At 69.7% G+C, this 18,069-nt stretch carries 12 protein-coding genes; 2 read left to right on the top strand and 10 right to left on the bottom strand.

Annotated features, from left to right (window positions below; all coding sequences use genetic code 11):
- Positions 1-8: 8 nt before the first annotated feature.
- The 8 genes from pdhA to TsocGM_RS11965 form a co-directional block, all read right to left on the bottom strand.
- Positions 9-1,022, bottom strand: coding sequence for a pyruvate dehydrogenase (acetyl-transferring) E1 component subunit alpha (gene pdhA / locus TsocGM_RS12000; protein WP_126725609.1), 1,014 nt, complete (start codon positions 1,020-1,022; stop codon positions 9-11).
- 364 nt (positions 1,023-1,386) lie between these two features.
- Positions 1,387-4,203 carry an aconitate hydratase gene (acnA, locus tag TsocGM_RS11995; protein ID WP_126725608.1) on the bottom strand — a complete coding sequence of 939 codons (2,817 nt, stop codon included), beginning with the start codon at positions 4,201-4,203 and terminating at the stop codon, positions 1,387-1,389.
- Positions 4,204-4,521: 318 nt separating this feature from the next.
- Positions 4,522-5,112, bottom strand: a complete 591-nt coding sequence (locus tag TsocGM_RS11990) for a hypothetical protein (RefSeq protein WP_126725607.1) — start codon at positions 5,110-5,112, stop codon at positions 4,522-4,524.
- Positions 5,113-5,245: 133 nt separating this feature from the next.
- Positions 5,246-6,100, bottom strand: a complete 855-nt coding sequence (locus TsocGM_RS11985) for a menaquinone biosynthesis family protein (protein ID WP_126725606.1) — start codon at positions 6,098-6,100, stop codon at positions 5,246-5,248.
- A gap of 344 nt (positions 6,101-6,444) precedes the next feature.
- Positions 6,445-7,938: a hypothetical protein gene (locus TsocGM_RS11980; RefSeq protein WP_126725605.1), complete on the bottom strand. Its 1,494-nt coding sequence runs from the start codon at positions 7,936-7,938 to the stop codon at positions 6,445-6,447.
- Entirely contained in the window at positions 7,935-10,706 is a 2,772-nt protein-coding gene (locus TsocGM_RS11975) for a hypothetical protein (RefSeq protein ID WP_126725604.1), read from the bottom strand. Before TsocGM_RS11975 ends, TsocGM_RS11980 begins: the two co-directional genes overlap by 4 nt.
- 276 nt (positions 10,707-10,982) lie before the next feature.
- The gene (locus TsocGM_RS11970) at positions 10,983-11,942 is read right to left on the bottom strand and encodes an ABC transporter ATP-binding protein (protein WP_126725603.1); all 960 of its coding nucleotides are present in this window, start codon (positions 11,940-11,942) and stop codon (positions 10,983-10,985) included.
- Between the two features lie 781 nt (positions 11,943-12,723).
- Positions 12,724-13,359, bottom strand: a complete 636-nt coding sequence (locus TsocGM_RS11965; RefSeq protein ID WP_126725602.1) for a hypothetical protein — start codon at positions 13,357-13,359, stop codon at positions 12,724-12,726.
- A 250-nt stretch (positions 13,360-13,609) separates the two neighbouring features.
- Here TsocGM_RS11965 and TsocGM_RS11960 point away from each other — a divergent pair, with 250 nt between their 5' ends.
- Positions 13,610-14,179 carry an anthranilate synthase component II gene (locus TsocGM_RS11960; RefSeq protein ID WP_126725601.1) on the top strand — a complete coding sequence of 190 codons (570 nt, stop codon included), beginning with the start codon at positions 13,610-13,612 and terminating at the stop codon, positions 14,177-14,179.
- Positions 14,180-14,280: 101 nt separating this feature from the next.
- Positions 14,281-15,537, top strand: coding sequence for a molybdopterin molybdotransferase MoeA (locus tag TsocGM_RS11955; protein ID WP_233578780.1), 1,257 nt, complete (start codon positions 14,281-14,283; stop codon positions 15,535-15,537).
- A gap of 72 nt (positions 15,538-15,609) precedes the next feature.
- Here the strand turns inward: TsocGM_RS11955 and TsocGM_RS27040 are convergent, their stop codons facing one another.
- Both TsocGM_RS27040 and TsocGM_RS27635 read right to left on the bottom strand, forming a co-directional pair.
- A complete protein-coding gene (locus tag TsocGM_RS27040; RefSeq protein ID WP_233578779.1) occupies positions 15,610-15,930 on the bottom strand; it encodes an H-X9-DG-CTERM domain-containing protein in 321 nt (106 codons plus the stop codon).
- Between the two features lie 976 nt (positions 15,931-16,906).
- Positions 16,907-17,965: a vWA domain-containing protein gene (locus tag TsocGM_RS27635; RefSeq protein ID WP_261341640.1), complete on the bottom strand. Its 1,059-nt coding sequence runs from the start codon at positions 17,963-17,965 to the stop codon at positions 16,907-16,909.
- Positions 17,966-18,069 lie beyond the last annotated feature (104 nt).

Below are 18,069 nucleotides of genomic sequence, written 5' to 3'. Positions count from 1 at the left end.
CGGCTCGGTCACTCCTGGGGGATGTGAGGGGAGACGGTGATGTCGGTGTAGACCTGGTCGAGCGCGGGCTCGGGGGCCTCTTCGGCGAAGGCGATGGCCTCGTCGATGAGCCGCTTGACCTCCTCCTGCATCAGTTCGAGCGACTCGTCGTCGACCCAGCCGCGCTCGCGGAGGACGACCTCGTACAGCGCGATCGGGTCGCGCTCGCGGGCCTTTTCCAGCTCCTCGGCGGTGCGGTACTTCATCGGGTCGCTCATCGAGTGGCCGCGGTAGCGGTACGTCTTGGCCTCGATGAACGTCGGGCCCTCGCCGGCCCGGGCGCGGTTGGCGGCCTCGAGCGTCACCTCGGCCATCGCCTCGATGTCGTTGGCGTCGACCGCCACGCTGGCGGCGAAGCCGTAGGGCGGCCCGCCGCGACGGGTCAGGTCGAGCACGGCCGAGTGGCGATGCAGATGGGTTCCCATCGACATCAGGTTGTTCTCGACCACGTAGATGACCGGCAGCTTCCACAAGCCGGCCATGTTGAACGCCTCGTGCAGCGCCCCCTGGTCCATCGCGCCGTCGCCGAAGAAGCAGAGGGTCACGCGATCGTCGCCGCGGTACTTGCTGGCGAAGGCCATTCCCGCGGCCAGCGGGATGTGGCTGCCGACGATGGCGTGACCGCCCATGAAGTTGCGATCGGCCTGGAAGAAGTGCATCGAGCCGCCCTTGCCCTTCGAGCAGCCGGCGGCCTTGCCCAGCATCTCGGCCATGCCGGCTCTCGGATCCATCCCCCGGGCGAGGGCGTGGCCGTGGTCGCGGTAGGCGGTGATGACGTAGTCGTCTTCGCGCAACACGCCGATCGAGCCGACGGCGCAGGCCTCCTGTCCGCTGTACAGGTGGCAGAAGCCTCCGATCTTCTGGCGCTGGTAGAGCATCGCCGAGCGCTCTTCGAAGCGGCGGATCACCAGCATCTGGCGGAGCCAGTCGAGGGCCTGCTCGCGGTCGACGATCGGCTTGGCTTCGGTCTGCGCGTGGGCCATATCTTCCAGCTCCTGCTCGGTCTCGGGTCCGGAGGATGATCGGGGCGCGGCGGCCTCGGGCGGCGGGGTGGGCAGAGACGGCTCGGGCCCGGGGTCGCGCCCGGGGGCGGGGGCGACCCGAGCTCGGGCCCGACCGGGCATCGCCGGCCGGCGGCGGAGGATTGACTGTAAGAACCGCCTGATTCTACTCAAACGCGAGGCTTCCCTGCCAGTCGAGGGGGAGCGGGGGCAGACCGCCGATCCCGGTTCGTCGCTCGACCGGATCGGCCCAGCCCGGGGATGGCGTCTGGTGTCTCCGGCGGTTCCACCGCTGATGGTGTCGGGCCTGATCGTCCTCGGGCGGGATGGCCGGGCCCGCCGAGGCTCAGCCCCGATCCCCCTTGAGGAGTTGCCGGAGCACATACGGGAGGATCCCCCCGTGCTCATAATACTTGATCTCCTGCGGGGTGTCGATCCGGACCGTCGCCGAGAACCGCACCGGCTCCCCTTCCGAGGGGGTGGCGATCACCCGGACCTGCCGGCCCGAGGCGAACCCGGAGTCGAGGACTTCCTTGAGCCCCTCGATCGCGAAGGTCTCCTCCCCGGTCAGCCCCAGCGAACTGGCCGACGCTCCGGCCTGGAACTGCAAGGGCAGAATCCCCATCCCCACCAGGTTCGACCGGTGGATCCGCTCGAAGCTCTCGGCGATCACCGCCCGGACGCCCAGCAGCTTCGGCCCCTTGGCGGCCCAGTCTCGGGAGGAGCCCGAGCCGTACTCCTTGCCCGCCAGGATGATCAGCGGCACGCCGCGCTTGCGGTACTCCTCCGACGCCTCGAAGATCGTCGTCACCAAGCCGTCGGGCAAGAGCCGGGTGAAGCCGCCCTCGGTCCCCGGGGCGAGCTGGTTTCGCAGCCGAACGTTGGCGAACGTGCCGCGCACCATCACCTCGTGGTTGCCCCGGCGGGAGCCGTAGGAATTGAAGTCGGCGACCTCGACCCCGTGCTCTCGGAGGTACTGGCCTGCGGGGCTCTGCACCTTGATCGAGCCGGCCGGCGAGATGTGGTCGGTCGTGATGCTGTCTCCCAGCAGGGCGAGCACCCGGGCCCCCTGGATCTCCTCCACCGGCTCGGGATCGACTCCCATCCCCTGGAAGTACGGCGGGTTCTTCACGTAGGTCGAGGCGTCGTCCCACTCGTAGAGGTCCCCCTCGGGAGTGGGCAGCGACTGCCAGCGGGCGTCTCCCTGGAAGACCTCCGCATACTTGCGCCGGTACATCTCGGCTCGAACCGATTTGAGGATCGTCTCCTGGATCTCCTTCTGGCTCGGCCAGATGTCCTTCAGGAAGACGGGAGCGCCGTCGCTGCCGATGCCGATGGGCTCGCTGGTCAGGTCGATGTCGATCGTCCCGGCCAGGGCGTAGGCCACCACCAGCGGGGGCGAGGCCAGATAGTTGGCGCGGACCTCCGAGTTGATCCTCCCCTCGAAGTTCCGGTTGCCGGAGAGGACCGAGACGGTCACCAGGTCGTCCTCCTGGATCGCCTGGGTGATCTCCTTGGCCAGCGGGCCGGAATTCCCGATGCAGGTGGTGCAGCCGTAGCCGACCGTGTGGAACCCCAGGGCCTCGAGCGCCGCCGTCAGGCCCGCGTCATCGAGGTAGTCGGTCACGACCTTCGACCCGGGCGCCAGGCTCGCCTTCACCCAGGGCTTACGCTTGAGCCCCCGCTCGACGGCCTTCTTCGCCAGCAATCCGGCGCCAATCATGACCGACGGGTTCGAGGTGTTCGTGCAGCTGGTGATGGCGGCGATCACCACCGAGCCGTGGGTGATCGCCCCGTGGCCGTTGGTCAGCGGGTGCGCGTGGGCGTCCGGGGCGTCGGGGTCCTCGGATCCCGGCGCGACGCCGCCGCCCCCCTCGGTTTCCAGGCGGTCCTCGGTGCCGATCTCGGGGGCCTTGCGGCCGGCCTTCGCCGCGGCGGCCAGGGCCGTCGGCGAGTCCTTGATCATCTGCGCCAGCACCTCGGAGAACCCGGCTTTCACCGCGGCCAGCGTCACCCGGTCCTGCGGCCGCTTCGGCCCGGCGAGGCTTGGCTCGACGGTCGACAGGTCCAGCTCCAGCACGTCGGTGTACGTCGGCGACGGGGAGCCGGAGGTGCGGAAGAGCCCCTGCTCCTTGGCATAGGCCTCGACCAGCGCGATCTGCTCCGCAGGCCGACCGGAGAGCTCCAGGTAGCGGAGCGTCTCGGCGTCGATCGGGAAGATGCCGCACGTCGCGCCGTACTCGGGGGCCATGTTGGCGATGGTCGCCCGGTCGGCCAGCGGCAGATGGTCCAGGCCGTCGCCGAAGAACTCGACGAACTTGCCGACCACGCCCCGCTTGCGGAGCATCTGGGTCACGGTCAGCACCAGGTCGGTTGCCGTCGCCCCCTCGGGCAGCCGGCCGGAGAGCTTGAAGCCGATGACCTGAGGCACCAGCATCGACACCGGCTGGCCCAGCATCGCCGCCTCGGCCTCGATGCCGCCGACTCCCCAGCCCAGCACGCCCAGGCCGTTGATCATCGTCGTGTGGGAATCGGTCCCCACCAGCGTGTCCGGGTAGGCGATCGACTCGCCCCCGTCCTCTCGGGTGAACACCACGCGAGCCAGGTATTCCAGGTTCACCTGGTGGACGATCCCCGTCTCCGGCGGCACGACCCGGAAGTTGTCCAACGCTTTCTGGCCCCAGCGGAGGAAGGCGTAGCGCTCTTGGTTCCGCTTGTACTCCAGCTCGGTGTTGTGCAGCAGGGCCAGGGGAGTACCGGCCTCGTCGACCTGCACCGAGTGGTCGATCACCAGCTCGGCTGGCTGCAGGGGATTGATCCGCTTCGGGTTGCCTCCCAGGCGGGCCATCGCATCGCGCATCGCGGCCAGGTCGACCACCGCCGGCACGCCGGTGAAGTCCTGCATCAGCACGCGAGCCGGGCGGAAGGCGATCTCGTCGCTCGGTTCGGCCTGGGCGTCCCAGCGGGCGAGCTTCAGCACGTCGTCGGCGGTGACGGTCACTCCGTCCTCGCAGCGCAACAGGTTCTCCAGCAGGATCTTCAGTGAGAACGGCAGGCGGGCCAGGTCGACCCCCTGCTGGCCGGCCAGGCGGTCGAGGCGGAACATCTGGAACGAGCGGCCGTCGACCTGGAGGGGGGCTCGGCTTTGAAAACTGTCGGCCATCGTGGGCAACCTGTTCGAAGGGGGACCATGCCGGATCGTCCGAGGCACCAGAGGCACCCGATGCCCCATCATACCGATCCCCGCCGGGGGCTCCCAGATCGGAGCCCCGCCCGGCGTCCGGCCCCATCCGGCCGATCCCGCTCCGCCCTCCCCGACCGGGATGACCCGACCTCGGAACACCCTCCGGGCTCCTTGGTCGAACCGCGCCGAGGCCCCGCTTCGCCCATCCGGAACGATTCCCCGGCGCCGATGTGTCCTGGCGGAGAAGATCCCTGGCTGGCCTTCGGTCCCGGCGGACCGAGCCGTTGATCGCGGGCCTCAGGGAGGATCCGCGTTCGGGCTTCGGTCAGCCCCTCGGCCCGCTCCCGGCTCGTTCGCGGCGGGAGGAATCGGGACGAGCCGGAAGCGCACCGCCTGCCCGGCTCCTCGCAAGCGCGGCTCATCTCGGGCCGATCGCACCGCCAGGGGAGTCAGCCCCGAGGAGAAGTACGGGTTGAAGTACGAGGCCCCGGCGTATCCGTAGGGCCCGACCTCGAAGCCGAACGGCCCCACCGCTGCCGCCAACGGCGCCGCCCGGCCGGTTGCCAGGGCATTGTACGCCAGCCCCGCCCGCACGTCGGCCTGGTTCAGCACGTTGAAGGCGCTGGGATAGAGTCCATACCCCACCCCATACCCCGGCCATGCTCCCCAGGAGGGCCCGAACCCGTACCCAACCCCCGCGCGCGTTGGCCCAAATCCGTGACCGTAACCATATCCGTACCCGAAGCCGTATCCGCCATACGGGATGCCGAAACCGGGAGGAACGAGCCACTGCCCCCGGGCCGCCGTCGCGCCCGGGCCGAGGAGCGCGAGCGCCCCTCCCAGGACCATCGGAGCGGCCGATCGGACGATTGATCGAGAGCTGAACATGACGGTCCTCCCCGCTCCTTGCCCCTTGGTTCCGTTCCAGCCGGGCCGTCCCTCGCGGGATCGGAACGCCCGCTCCCGGATCGCTCGCTTCCCGAGATTCGACCGGGAGCCGGCGTCTTGCCCCCCTGCCCGATCAGCCGACGAACTGCACGTCGACCGGACCCGGCACGAGGCCACGATCCTCCGCCTTCCTGAGCAGTGTGCGGACGGCTTCCCGGCCTCGATCGCCGTAGTCGACGGTCCACTCGTTCACATACATGCCCACAAACCGATCCGCCAGGTTCGGGTCGAGCCCTCGGGCGTAGGTCAGGGCGTAGTCGAGTGCTTCCTGGCGGTGGTCCAGGGCGTACTGGATGCTCTGCTTCAGCAGGGCGGCGATGCGTTCCACCGTCGCTTGCCCCAGATCCCGGCGCACCACGTTGCCTCCCAGCGGCAGCGGCAGGCCGGTTTCGCCGTACCACCACTCGCCCAGGTCGGCGACCTGGTGCAACCCCTGATCCGGGTAGTAGAGCTGCCCCTCGTGGATGATGAGGCCCACGTCCACCTTCCGGTCGATCACCGCCGGGATGATCTGATCGAACGGGATGACCTCGACCGGCACATCCTTGCCCAGGCAGAGTTGCAGCGCCAGATAGGCGGTCGTCAGCGTGCCGGGCACGGCGATCGTCGGCGTCCGCTCGCGGAGCTGCTCGAGCGAGATCGGCTCCCGGGCGATCAGCTTGGGGCCGTAGCGGTCCCCCATGCTGGAGCCGGAGGAGAGCAAGGCATACGTGTCGGCCAGGTGCGCATAGGCGTGGATGCTGACGGCCGAGACTTCCAGCTCGCCGCCCAGTGCGCGACGGTTGAGCGTCTCGATGTCTTCCAGTTGGTGGACGAAGCGCAGATCGCCCGTGTCGAGCTTGTCGTGGGCCAGGGCGTAGAACATGAAGGCGTCGTCGGAGTCGGGGCTGTGCCCGACTCGGATCGTCCGCCGGCCGTCGTGACTCATGGGCTGCGGGGGCCTCGGTGCGTGGGCGGTGTCGGTGGTCGGAAGGCTACCGGCTGCGGGAGGAGGGCGGTCGCAAGAAGGAGGAGAGAGCGTGGTCGCGATTCCGAGGCCCGCCGATCGCGGGCATCGGACGCGACGGGCTCGACGATCGAGGGTCGCTCTCCGGCACGGGTTCCGGGAGCGGCCCGACCCGGTTCGTCGACCAGAACCCGCCCGCGGTCCTCCCGCGGCCGCCATCCCCGTCGCCTCTTAGAATAGGCGAGGCCGCCCTCCCGGTCCACCCAAGGCGGGGAGGGACGGGGGGACGGCCTCGGTGGGGGGATCGCCAGGCGAGGACGCCGGGGTCACTCGGACCCGGAGTCGTCGGCCTCGCCGATCGGGCCGAGCATGTCGAGGGCGTCGAACGGGTCGAGCGTCGGATCGAGTTCGGCCTCGGCCATCATGTCGGCGAAGGGCATGTCCTCGGGCAGCTCGCGGCCGGCCTGGAGCAGCGCCTCGCGGTAGCGGAGCACGGTCTGGCCGGTGTCCTTGCGGTTCAGGTCGTCATCACGGTAGGTCGGGTAGCGGTCCAGCACCGTCTTCCACAGGTCGAGGCCCTCCTGGTAGAGGTCGGCGGCCTTGGGGAAGTCGGCGTTGAGGTAGGCCAGATACCCCTCATAGAAGAGTTGCCGGGCTCGGACGCCGTCGGGCTCCATCTCGGCCCGGCAGCGCTCGATCCAGTAGCGGAAGTTGTTCTGGTCGGCCCAGCGATTGGTCCAGGCCATCTTGTTTTCGGTCAGCCGCTCGGCCTCCTCGAGCGTCACCTCGCGGATGTCCTTGCCTTCGTATTCGCTGAGCAACTGGGCCCAGTACTGGGTATCGGTCTTCAGGTTGGTGATGACCTCGGGCCGGAGGATGTCGCCGATGACGATCGGTTGGGCGACCAGTTCCCCCTGGATCCGCAGGGCGTTGGGGGAGCGGAACTCATACTCGCCGAACTTCAGCCACTCCTGCTCGGCCAGGCCCCACTCGCTGCGGGCCTTCTCGCCGAACTGGGCGGGCACGTTCACCTTGGACCGTTTCTCCAGGGCCGCGGCGTATCGGGTCTGGGCATGGGCGGGCATGGTGCGGAAGGCCAGGTCGCCGGGGCGTCCCTTGCGGTTCTCCACCGGGTCGACGTACTCGACCGGCGCTTCGAGCTCGGTCGCCACGCGGGAGAACTCGTCGGCCCGATCGACGGCCATCTCGAACCAGCCGCGGGAGACCTTGAAGTTGTCGTCGTAGACCCGGTTGTCGATCGGGTCGGTGCGGAACTCCTCGTCCTGGTCCTCGTGGAAGAGCTGCCGGAGGATGATCGCCTCGTCGGCGAACCCGATCTTGTGGTAGTAGGTCCAGGCCGTGTCCCAGACCAGGTCGGGGCTGCGCGGGTTGTTCTCCACACCTTCCCGGAGGAAGTTGATCCCGTTCTTGATCCAGGTGTACTTGTCCGCCGGGTCGTCCCACTCGACCGAGACGTTGTACGCCAGGTTCCAGCCCTGGAACGTCCAGATCGACAGGAAGTGCGGCTGGAGCTTGGTGATGAAGTCGACCTTCGTCTTCAGCAGGTCCCACTCCTGACGGCGCTGGAGGTCCTGGGCCTGCATCCACAGGGCGTTGGCGACCACGCCGCGCGCCCCGCCGATCATCGCCAGCTTCAGCATGAAGCTGCCGGCGTCCACCTGACCGATGGTCGCCTCTCCCAGATCCTTGGCCTGCTTCTCGCGCTGCAGCCATTGTCCATAGGGGATCATCAGGGCGAAGATCCCCACGATGAGCAGGGCGTAGAGGATCTGCTTGGACCGGATGGAGAGCGTGTTCACGCGGCCACCTCCCGATTCTTCAGGATGAAATATGCGGCGATGGAGAACGGCACCGCGTAGGACAGCGCCAGGAGGATGTTCGCCCCCAGGGTCGCCCACTGGATCGCGAACCCGTCAGCCACGAGGTTCGACAGATCCATGGCCGAGAAGTTGGGCACGACGAAGATCAGCAGCGACATGATCGGCACGACGATCGCGTCCAGCGACTTGGCCAGGATCACGCCGAGCGTGGCGTCCAGCTCGGTCATCTGGTTCGAGTGCGACACCATCCGGATCATCGACTCGAACGGTCCGCCGCCGATCATCTGGCCGGTGGCCAACTGATTGAGGATCGGGAAGAAGATCTCACCGGCCGCGAAGAAGAACACCGTGATCAGCAGCGCCACCGGCCAGCTCAGGAACGTGCCCGCCCAGACGCCGATGGCCGTCAGCACCATCGCCTGCAGCCAGATGCCGGCCAGGCCCTTCATGTAGTTGGCCAGGAACGAACCCTGGCTGGCCACGAGGAACAGGTCCCCCTCGGCCATGCCGAGGTACTGCGTCGGGCTGAGGCACTGCACCTGGATCGTCAGGTATCCCTGGCTGCCGACGAGCATCGACGCCGGGAAGGCCCACTTGTTGGTGTAGTACTCCTTCACGTCGAACGTGTCGGAGTGCACCAGCTCGGGGATCAGCGGGTTATTGCCTCCGAAGCGTCGGGCCAGGGGGTCGATCAGCAGGGGGGAGTTCTCCCGGCTCCCCGGGTACATCGGCGCCTCGGCCGAGAACGGGTGCACGACCCGGATCGAGGCGTACACGGGCTCTCCCGGCCGGCCCTTGGTCGTCCGGTAGACGGTGAAGGTCATCTGCACCGGAACGTCGGGCGACCGCAGCGCCTCGGCCTGTTCCCGAAGCCTGGCCGCCTCGGGAGCATCGCCGGCCGCCTCGGCCTGTTGGACCAGATCCGAGTACCGGGCGACCAGCGCCTCGTACTCTCGCAGGAGCCCCTGTTCCTGCTCCTCCAGCCGGGAGACCTCGGCGTTGAGCCGAGACAGCTCACTCGGCTCGGCTCCCTGCTTCCGCGCCTCTAGTTCGGCCCGCTCGTAGGCCACGGTGTAGATGTCGTTGGCCAGGTCCTCGATCGTCCCCTCGTGCAGCAGCAGGCCCACCGGCACGGGCATCGAGAGCATCGGGTACCGCTCGCCGGGGCGGTTCGGGAACAGCCGATCGACCGGGTGCGGAATCATCGGCCCGAACAGCCAGGAGGCCTCGGCCTGGGTCGCCCCCTCGACGAAGCTGCGGATCTCCAGTTCCTGACCGACGTCGATCCCCTTGATCCTCGGCTCCCCGAGCGAGTCGACGAACGTTAGCGAGCCGCCCACCGGCAGGCGGGCCGATCTCCGCGTCTGGAGCTGGTCGAGCTGCGCCTCCAGCAAGCCGGCCTGGTTGTCCAGGCCCGCCTCCCGGGCCTCGGCGATCTCCTGCCGGAGCTGCTCGATCCGCCCGCCGATGTTTCGCTCCAGGTACAGCAGGCTGATGCCCCCCAGCGCCAGCACCAGCGCCGTGACCACCCCCATGAACCCGAGCATCCGCCCCCAGATGATCTCCAGCCGCCGCACCGGCTTGGTCACGACCGTGAAGATCGTCTGGAACCGGATGTCGTTGGGCAGCGTGATCGGCGTCAGCACCGCCACCATCACCGTCAGCAGCACCGACGACAGCAGCATCAGCGTGCCCACGTACAGCCGGCTCAGCTCCGCCTGCCGCTGCGAGTCGGGAGGCTGGAGGAACCAGTGCGTGAACGCCAGGATCAGCAGGAAGATCGCCAGCACCGCCCAGGGGATGCGCGTCTTGCGGAACGACTCCACCCAGCTGAACTTGCCCATCGCGTACAGCCGCCTTGGGCGGATCGCCGACACCTCCCCCAGCACCAGCAGCGCGATCCGGAGGAAGACCACGAAGCCCATCAGCGTCAGTGCCATCTGCACGCCGATGAGCACGATCGCCACCACTCCCGAGGGGGTCAGCTCCCCCTCGGGGGTCAGCAGCGTCGCGTCGGGCGGGAAGCCGAGCCGAGCCCCCAGGTACGGCATCGCCCCGCTCGGCATGCTCAGCGCGATGCCCACCGCCACCAGCAGCGCCAGGTGCATTCCCACCAGCACCAGCACGTCTCCGATCCGGCGCTCCCGCAGAATGCCCGACCAGAGCACGGTTTCCAGCCAGGCCGCGCCGACCCCCAGGCAGAGCATTCCCACCAGCGAGGCCAGCGCCACACCGGCCACGTCCACCTGCGGCAACTGCTCAGACTGCTGTGCCTGGCGGACGAACACGCAGCCGATGCCGATGAGGATCGCCAGCAACAGCGCCGCGTCCAGCGGCCGGGCGCCGCCGATCGTCACTCGGGCCCGCCGGCGTCCCCGCAGCGAGGCCATCACCCAGGCGCCGACCCAGCCCAGCAGGCCGGCCAGCGAGACGATCTTCACCCAGCTCAGGATCGGCCCCCACCAGACGGGGACCGTCCGGATCGGGTCGCCGATCAGCAGGGCCCACTTCTGCCAGTTGGCCAGCTCCTCGGCCAGCAGGGCGGTCGGCTGGACGACCGGCAGCGCGCCGCCGGCGGCCGCCGCCACCGGATTGGCGCCGGCCTCGGCGGCCGGAGCCGAGGTGTCGGGAGACTCGGCGGAGGCCCCCTGGGAGGGGGAGGGGCTGGCGGCCGGGTCCGCCGCGGCGGCCGGCTCGCCCCCGGCCTGCGCCCAGGCCAGCAGCAGGAAAAGACTCAGCGCGGACATCGCTCGGGGAGACTCCAGAAGCGGATGAGGACGGGGAGATGATCGACTTCGGCGTTGTGTGCGACGGTGATCGGGAGGCTCGGCCTCCGTCCGGTTCCGGGACCGGACGCGCCGACGACTCGTCGGGCGGCCGGCGCCGGGCCGACCGATGGCTCTGGCGATCGGGACGGCGTCCGAGGACCGATGGGAGGCCAGGGGGCGGGGTCCGGCCCCTGCTCTGTCCCGGCCATCCGCCGTCCGGCCTCGGCCATCGGGGATCGGCGGGCCCGGCTCCGGTCAGGACGCCCGGCCCGCCGCCGGCGCCGTCGGCGCCGAGGAGCCGTCCTCGCCGGCCGGAGGGGCGGGCATGCCGGGGCGGTCTCCCACGCGACGGCGGCCCGGGTGCAGCTCGCTGTCTCGGACGATCCGCAGGAACAGCTCCTCGAGCGTCGTCGTCGGGTGGTCGACCCCCAGCAGCTCGGCTCCGTGCCGTCGGACGACCTCCTCGATCTCCGTCAGGGCCGCCGGCGGCAGGTCCTTCGTCTTGATCTGGGTAACGTCCTGCACCGTGAGCAGGTCGCGGACCTGCCCCAGCTCCTTCAGCTCGCCGCGGTGCAGGATGGCGATTCGGTCGCAGATGTCCTGCATGTCGGCCAGCAGGTGGCCGGACAGCACGATCGTCTTGCCCCGCTCACGCAGCTCCCGGATCCGGTCCTTGATCTCCGAGGTGCCGATCGGGTCCAGGCCCGAGGTCGGCTCGTCCAGCAGGATCATCTCCGGGTCGTTGATCAGCGCCTGGGCCAGGCCGATCCGGCGCTGCATCCCCTTGGAGTACTCCCGCACCTGCCGGTGCTTGGCCGCCGACAGCCCGACCATGTCGATCAACTGGTCGACCCGCTTCTTCCGCTCCGCGGGGTCGATCTTGAACAGCCGGCCGTAGAAGTGCAGCGTCTCCTCGGCGTTCAGGAATTTGTACAGGTACGACTCCTCGGGCAGGTAGCCGATCCGCTCGTTCTTGGCGACGTTCGTCGCCGGTTCGCCAAAGAGAAAGGCCTCCCCTTCCGTTGGGAAGAGCAGGCCAAGCAGCAGCTTGATCGTGGTCGTCTTGCCCGAGCCGTTGGGGCCGAGCAGGCCGAAGATCTCGCCGCGGTGCACCTTCAGGTCCAGCGCCTTGAGGGCCAGCACCTTCGGGCGCCCCCAGAAGTCGCGGTAGACCTTGGTCAGGTTCCGGGTCTCGATGATGACGTCGGAGTTCATCGCAAGGGCGCCCTGCTGCAAGGATCGAATGAGAGCGTCGCGTCGCCGGTTTCCCGGCCGGAGGACCGGGGCGAACCTCGATACGCGGCGTCGCGGTGCAAGCGGTGCGGGACGGGACGGGACCGGGTCGGGAAGAGGGGGCGGGATCGCGGCCGATCGTCCCCCCTGCCGGCGGCATCCCCCTCGCGCCATCGCGACAGACGACCCGGGCCGTCGAAGGACCCCGAACGGGTCCCCTGGCCCCGGGAGGACGAAGGGGCACGACTCCTACGACGAAGCCCGGCTCCTGGTTCGATCGCGCTTCGGATCGCGATCGGGTTCGAGCCGGCCTCGGGCGCCTCTCATCATCCCGCGTTCGGGGGAAACCCTCCAAGGTCATCCGCCGCTTGCGCTACGGACGAACTCTACCATAATTGAGGTCCCCCCCGCCCGACAATCGAACTCTCCCGCGCTCTGGGGTGATTGGCTCGTGAGCTTGGCGAGGCCTGCGATCGGGATTGAGGGGCCATCGAGACAGGCCTCCGGAGGCTTCCCCAGGATCGGATCGATTTCCCCAGTCTCGTCCTGGAGCCCCGCTTCCGCGCCCCCCGAGGCCGAGTGTCCCCGCTCCGATCGCCGATCCCGCCATCTTGATCGTTCGGGAATCTGGGCCATCGGCCCTCGCGCTCGCCGGGGACAGGAGGAGTCTCGTCAACTCGATCGCTCGCCGATCACATTCGTCCGGCGATCGATCCCGCTCCCCTGCTCCCCCGGCCCTTCGGTTCCCGAGCGATCGTCGCGATCAATTCCGGATCATCCGATCCGTCTGGCTATTGTTCACCGGAGCCGCTTGCACCTCTCCCGAGAACGGGGGGACCGTCACGCGCGGCACTTCTCGGGACAGGTCGCTGTAGGGGGTGACCGCCGTCTCGGCCGACCCGGTCGGCGGGCCGCCAGCGGCGTGCCAGCCCCCCATCCCCACATACGGAAGAAACCGCTGGCCCCGGGTGACGAACGGGTTGTAGTAGCTCGGGAGGAACATCGTCCGCGGCGGCACCGCCATGTAGCGCCGGAAGTAGTACGAGGTCGTCCGGTCCTCCCGGATCGGCAGCAAGACGCCCGGGTCGTACCAGCCGTAGCCGTCCGGCGCCCCGTTGGGGAATCCCCAGCCATCCCCCGGTCCCGGGGGCAGGATGAACCCTCCCCCGCCGTGACCGTGGCCGTGGCCGTGGCTGGGGGAGTGGGCGAGCCCGTGATCGTCACCGTGCCCGGTTCCGCCGAGGGCGATCGCGTGTCCTGGGCCAGAGAAGGCGGGCACGGTCATCCCGGCGACCGGGTGCGTCGGGATCGGCGGCGGCGTCGCCGTCCCAAGCGGCCCGCCATACGGGGGGCCTCCGGCGGCGGCCAATCCCAGGGCGATCGTCAGGCTCGCGAGCATCGGGGCGTCCTCCTGTCCGGTCCTGTCCCGGTCCGATCCGATCCGATCCGATTCGGCCGTTCCCACCGGCATCCTGCCGGCCGACCCGAGCCGGATCCTCCGCATCCGCCCTTCTCCATCGGCCGTCGCCGGGCTCCCGACCCTTCCGATCCTCCCGGCCCGACCGCCGCCGCTTCCGGTCGTGCCGGTCGCCCGATATGATACGATCAAAACGCCTCACTCCTCCCCTCGCCTCCTCGACGGGACCGGCATGATCGCCCTGATCGACAACTACGACTCGTTCACCTACAACCTCGTCCAGCGCCTGGGAGAGATCGACCCCTCGCTGGATCTCTGGGTCGTCCGCAACGACCAGACCACCCCCGAGGAGATCGCCTCGAAGTCCCCGACGCACATCATCATCTCCCCCGGCCCCTGCACTCCGCTCGAGGCCGGCATCTCCAACGCGGTCGTCTCTCACTTCGCCGGCAAGGTTCCCCTGCTCGGCGTCTGCCTCGGCCACCAGTGCATCGGCCACGTCTTCGGCGGCGAGATTGTCCGAGCCGACCGCATCATGCACGGCAAGACCTCGCTCATCTACCACGACGGCCAGGGGATCTACCGAGGCCTCCCCAATCCGTTCGAGGCCACCCGCTACCACAGCCTCGTCATCCGCCCGGGCACCGTCCCCCCCGATTTCGAGGTCGTCGCCCGCACCGACCAGGACGAGATCATGGGAATCCGCCACAAGAGCTGGCCCCTCGAAGGGGTCCAGTACCACCCGGAGAGCTTTCTCACCGAAGCCGGCACCGACCTTCTCCGTAACTTCATCGGGCGCTGAACCTTCCGCCGCCGATGACGGGGCTCCGACGCCGGCGGCCGGGGTCTGGGGGCCCAGGAGCCGGAGTCGGTCATCCCCGATCAGTCAGGAATCCTCCCCCGTTGACCTCCGCCATGCTCACCGTCTCGGACGCTCTGCGATTGGTCCTCGACCACGCCTCCCCGCTCCCTCCCCGCCGCGTCCCCCTGGCGGAGGCGATCGGCTGTGCCCTGGCGGAGACGGTTCTCGCCGACCGCGACCTCCCTCCCTTCGACAAGGCCCTGCTCGACGGCTTCGCCGTCCGCACCGCCGACCTCTCCGGCCCCGTTCCCGTCGCGCTGGAGGTGATCGAGGAGATCACCGCCGGCCGGGTCCCCACCCGAGCGATCGGGCCTGGCCAGTGCTCCGCGATCATGACCGGCGCCCCCATGCCCGACGGCGCCGATGCCGTGGTCATGGTCGAGCACTCCCGACGAGACGGCCCTCGCGTCCTCCTCTGCCCGCCCCGGCCGGTCCTTCCCGACGCCGGCCGCCTCCCCCGGGGGCGAGAGATGCGCCAGGGCGATCCCCTGCTCGGCCCCGGCACCCGGCTCGACGCCGTGAAGCTTGGCCTGCTCGCCTCCGTCGGCTGGACCAATCCTCTCGTCTCCCCTCGGCCGGTCGTCACCATCGCCTCGACCGGGGATGAACTCGTCCCGCCCGATCAGGTTCCTGGCCCCGGGCAGATTCGAAACAGCAACGCCACCGTTCTCGAGGGCCTGGTCCGCTGTTGCTCCGGCGTCCCCGAGGTCGCCCCCATCGCCCCCGACCGGCCCGATCCGCTCCGCGAGGTCCTCTCCCGGGGCCTGGCCAACGACGTGCTGCTCATCACCGGAGGGGTGTCGGCCGGCACGCTCGACCTCGTCCCCGGCACCCTCGCCGAGCTGGGCATGACCCCGGTCTTCCACAAGATCCGCCTGAAGCCGGGCAAGCCCCTGCTCTTCGGTGTCGGCCCGGCCCGGCCCGACGGCCGTCCCGGCACCCTCGTCTTCGGCCTGCCGGGGAACCCCGTCAGCGGCGTCGTTGGCTTCCTCCTGTTCGTCTGCCCCGCCCTGAAGGTCCTTCGAGGCCTCCCCGGCGCTCCCCCCGAGACGATCACCGCCCGCCTGGCGCAGCCCTTCTCCCACCGAGGCGACCGCCCCTCTTACGTCCCCGCCCTCCTCCGCGATCCCTCCCCCGACCTCGACGGCGGACCCGTCGTCTCCCCGATCAACTGGGCCGGCTCCGCCGACCTTCGCTCCGTCGCCCTCGCCGACGGATTCGCCTCCTTCCCCGCCGGAGACTTCGACTACGAGGCCGGCACCCCCGTCCCGTTCCTCCTTCTCCCCCGTTCCCAGTAACGACGATCGGGCGGAGGCGCCGAGGCGCCCCCGCCCGTCGAGGGGAGACGATGGCTCGAATCGGCCCCGCGCTCAGAACTGGTCGGCGCTGACGATCTCGCCGCCCCGGGTGGTCGACAGCGCCCGCCAGGTCGGAATGGCGATCGTCTCCTTGACGAACCGGACGCTTCCGTCGGCGAACGCCGCGTTCACGCCGCCGGGGTGCTCGCTGCGGGCGAAGTTCACCCGGAGCAACTGGCTCGTCGGCGCCGTGCAGGGCGGATTGGTCCCGTAGGAATCGATGCAGGACGACGCGCTCTCAGTGACGTCCGGGTCGGTCGTGTTCGGCGGCATCAGGCCGGTGAAGTTCGAGACGCTTCCCCACCAGCAGACGCCGCGCAGGTCGTACGGCACGTTCGCTCCCGTCGCCGGTCGCTCCGCCGGCTTCGGTCCCGTCCTGGCGGAACCGACCGACCTCCCCCTTCCCTCGCTCCAGAACTCAGGACCGAGCGATGCGGGTCGGCCCTCGCGATCCACCCGAACCCCTCCCTTGCCCCCTGCGCTCCCCCCGCCACACGAGCACCCAGATCGGATTCCCTGACTCGGGCGCCCACCCTCCCCGAAACTACGGACAGGGGCCCGTTCCGCCCGGCTTCTTTGACAAGATGATTCGATGCTACCATTCTTGCATTGATTGGGTTCGGCTCTTCCAGGGATCACGGACGATCGCCCGTACTCCCGGCGCGGAACGAACCCAAGTTGCGCGGGATCAATCTGCGCAAGATCGTGTGTCCATGACAGATCCGAAATCCGTCGCTGGGCGGGCCGCAGCGTACCGATCCCGTCCGCGAGGCGTTCCGGGCCACCACCGTCACGCCGGCGCTCGAGCGTCGGGCAGGGATGACACCTTGCTCCCATCGCGTCGCGCCTTCCCGGCGTTCTCGGCGCGGAGCGAACCCAACGAGGACGACACAACGTCGTTCCTCGAAACGACTTCGCCCATTCTCGGCGAGCGTGCCGTGGCGCACCGATCGGCGCACCAGGGATCGATCGGCCCGGATCGCTCCGGGGGACGGGCTCCGGGGGGAGCCCCCGCCGGACGGACAGGACCGGCCTCGGTCGATCGGGAGGAAGCTGAGTCGGGCTCCCGGCCGGGGTTCCCGTCCGGCAGGGTCCCGGTCCGCAGGTCCCCCTGCTGGCGGAGGTCAGCGGAGGTCGGAAGCGGCGGAGCCCGCGGGATGTCGGGTCCGCCCCGGCGTCTGGTCAGGTCGATCCCCGGCCTGGCTCGGCCGCTATCGGCGGGAGCCTGCTCCTCCGAGCGGGGCGTGATCGCCGTCGGGCCGAGACGCGACTGGCCAGGAGGTCAGGCCCGATCCGCCCTCCGGTCGGCTCACCGCGGCTCCTCCGCCGCTGGCGGTCGAGCCGGGGAGGAGTACCGATCGGGGAAGGTCATCACGTCGATGTAGCGGTACGAGCCTCCCGTCGCGTTGGCCAGGGTCCGAAGCGGAACGGACAGGCCGGTATCGGGGCCGATGCCGAACTCGATCGCCTGGATCCGGATCGCCCCGGCGGCCTCGATGAGCTGCTCGGCCTCGCGGTCGGTCATCTGGTCGGCGTCGGTGAGGAAGAAGATGACCTCCGGCTGCATCCGGAACCCGGCCATCAGCGCATCCACGTGGTTGGTGCCGCCGTCGGCGGGGGTGGCGGCCAGCCGGCTCTCGAACCGGGCCTTGTTCTCCGGGGTCGCGGGCATCAGTCGGGCCTGGCCCGAGGGGTCGAGGAACGGGGTGGCCTTCTCGTTATAGAAGACGACCCCGAACCTCGCGTCGGACGGGAGCCTTCTCAGGCTAGCCAGCAGCTCCCGCTTGGCGATGTCGATCGACCCCCGGTTGGTCATGCTCGCCGACCGGTCGATGACGTAGGCGAACGACGTCGCCCGATCCTTCGCCCCGAAGAACTCCGTGCCCGCCCCGATTCCTTCCCCCTGGCCGCCTCCCGACCCTCCCCCTTCCCCGCCTCCTCCTCCGGAGCCGGGGCCGGGCAGGACGCCGAGTCCAGGCAGCGACGGCAGCGGCAGCGGCTCGGCCGCCGGGTCCGAGGCCGCGGGCAGGGCGAGGATCTCGTCGACCAGCGCATCGGCCAGCGCCTCCGGGTCGGTCGCTGCCGGCTGGATGTCGGCCAGGGCCCCCATCCGTTCCAGCTGCTCGGCCGAGAGCGTTCCCCCCAGGTCCCCCGGTCCTCCCCCCGGTGCCACCGCCGACGCCCGGTTGTCCACCGGCCCGATCTCCCCGACCAGTCCCGGAGGTTCCTCGTTCCCGCCGTCCGGCAGCACCGCTCTCAGCACCATCAGCGAGCACAGCGCCAGCAGCGCCGCATGGAAGGCCGCCGAGCTTCCCAGCGCCCTCAGGTCAGTCAACGGCGATCGGCCGAGTTCGATGGTCCGGGACATGGGCATGGACCTCGGTCGCGGGAGTCTTGGGACGAGGAGGTGAGGGAGGCCGATCACCGAGGTCGGGGGCCGACCCCGAGCGTTCCCGGTCCTTGGCGATTCCT

The sequence above is a fragment of the Tautonia sociabilis genome (assembly GCF_003977685.1).
In the GTDB taxonomy this organism is placed as follows: Bacteria; Planctomycetota; Planctomycetia; order Isosphaerales; family Isosphaeraceae; genus Tautonia; species Tautonia sociabilis.
Note: the sequence above shows the minus strand (reverse complement) of the source record. Positions and strands in the feature narration are given on the sequence as shown.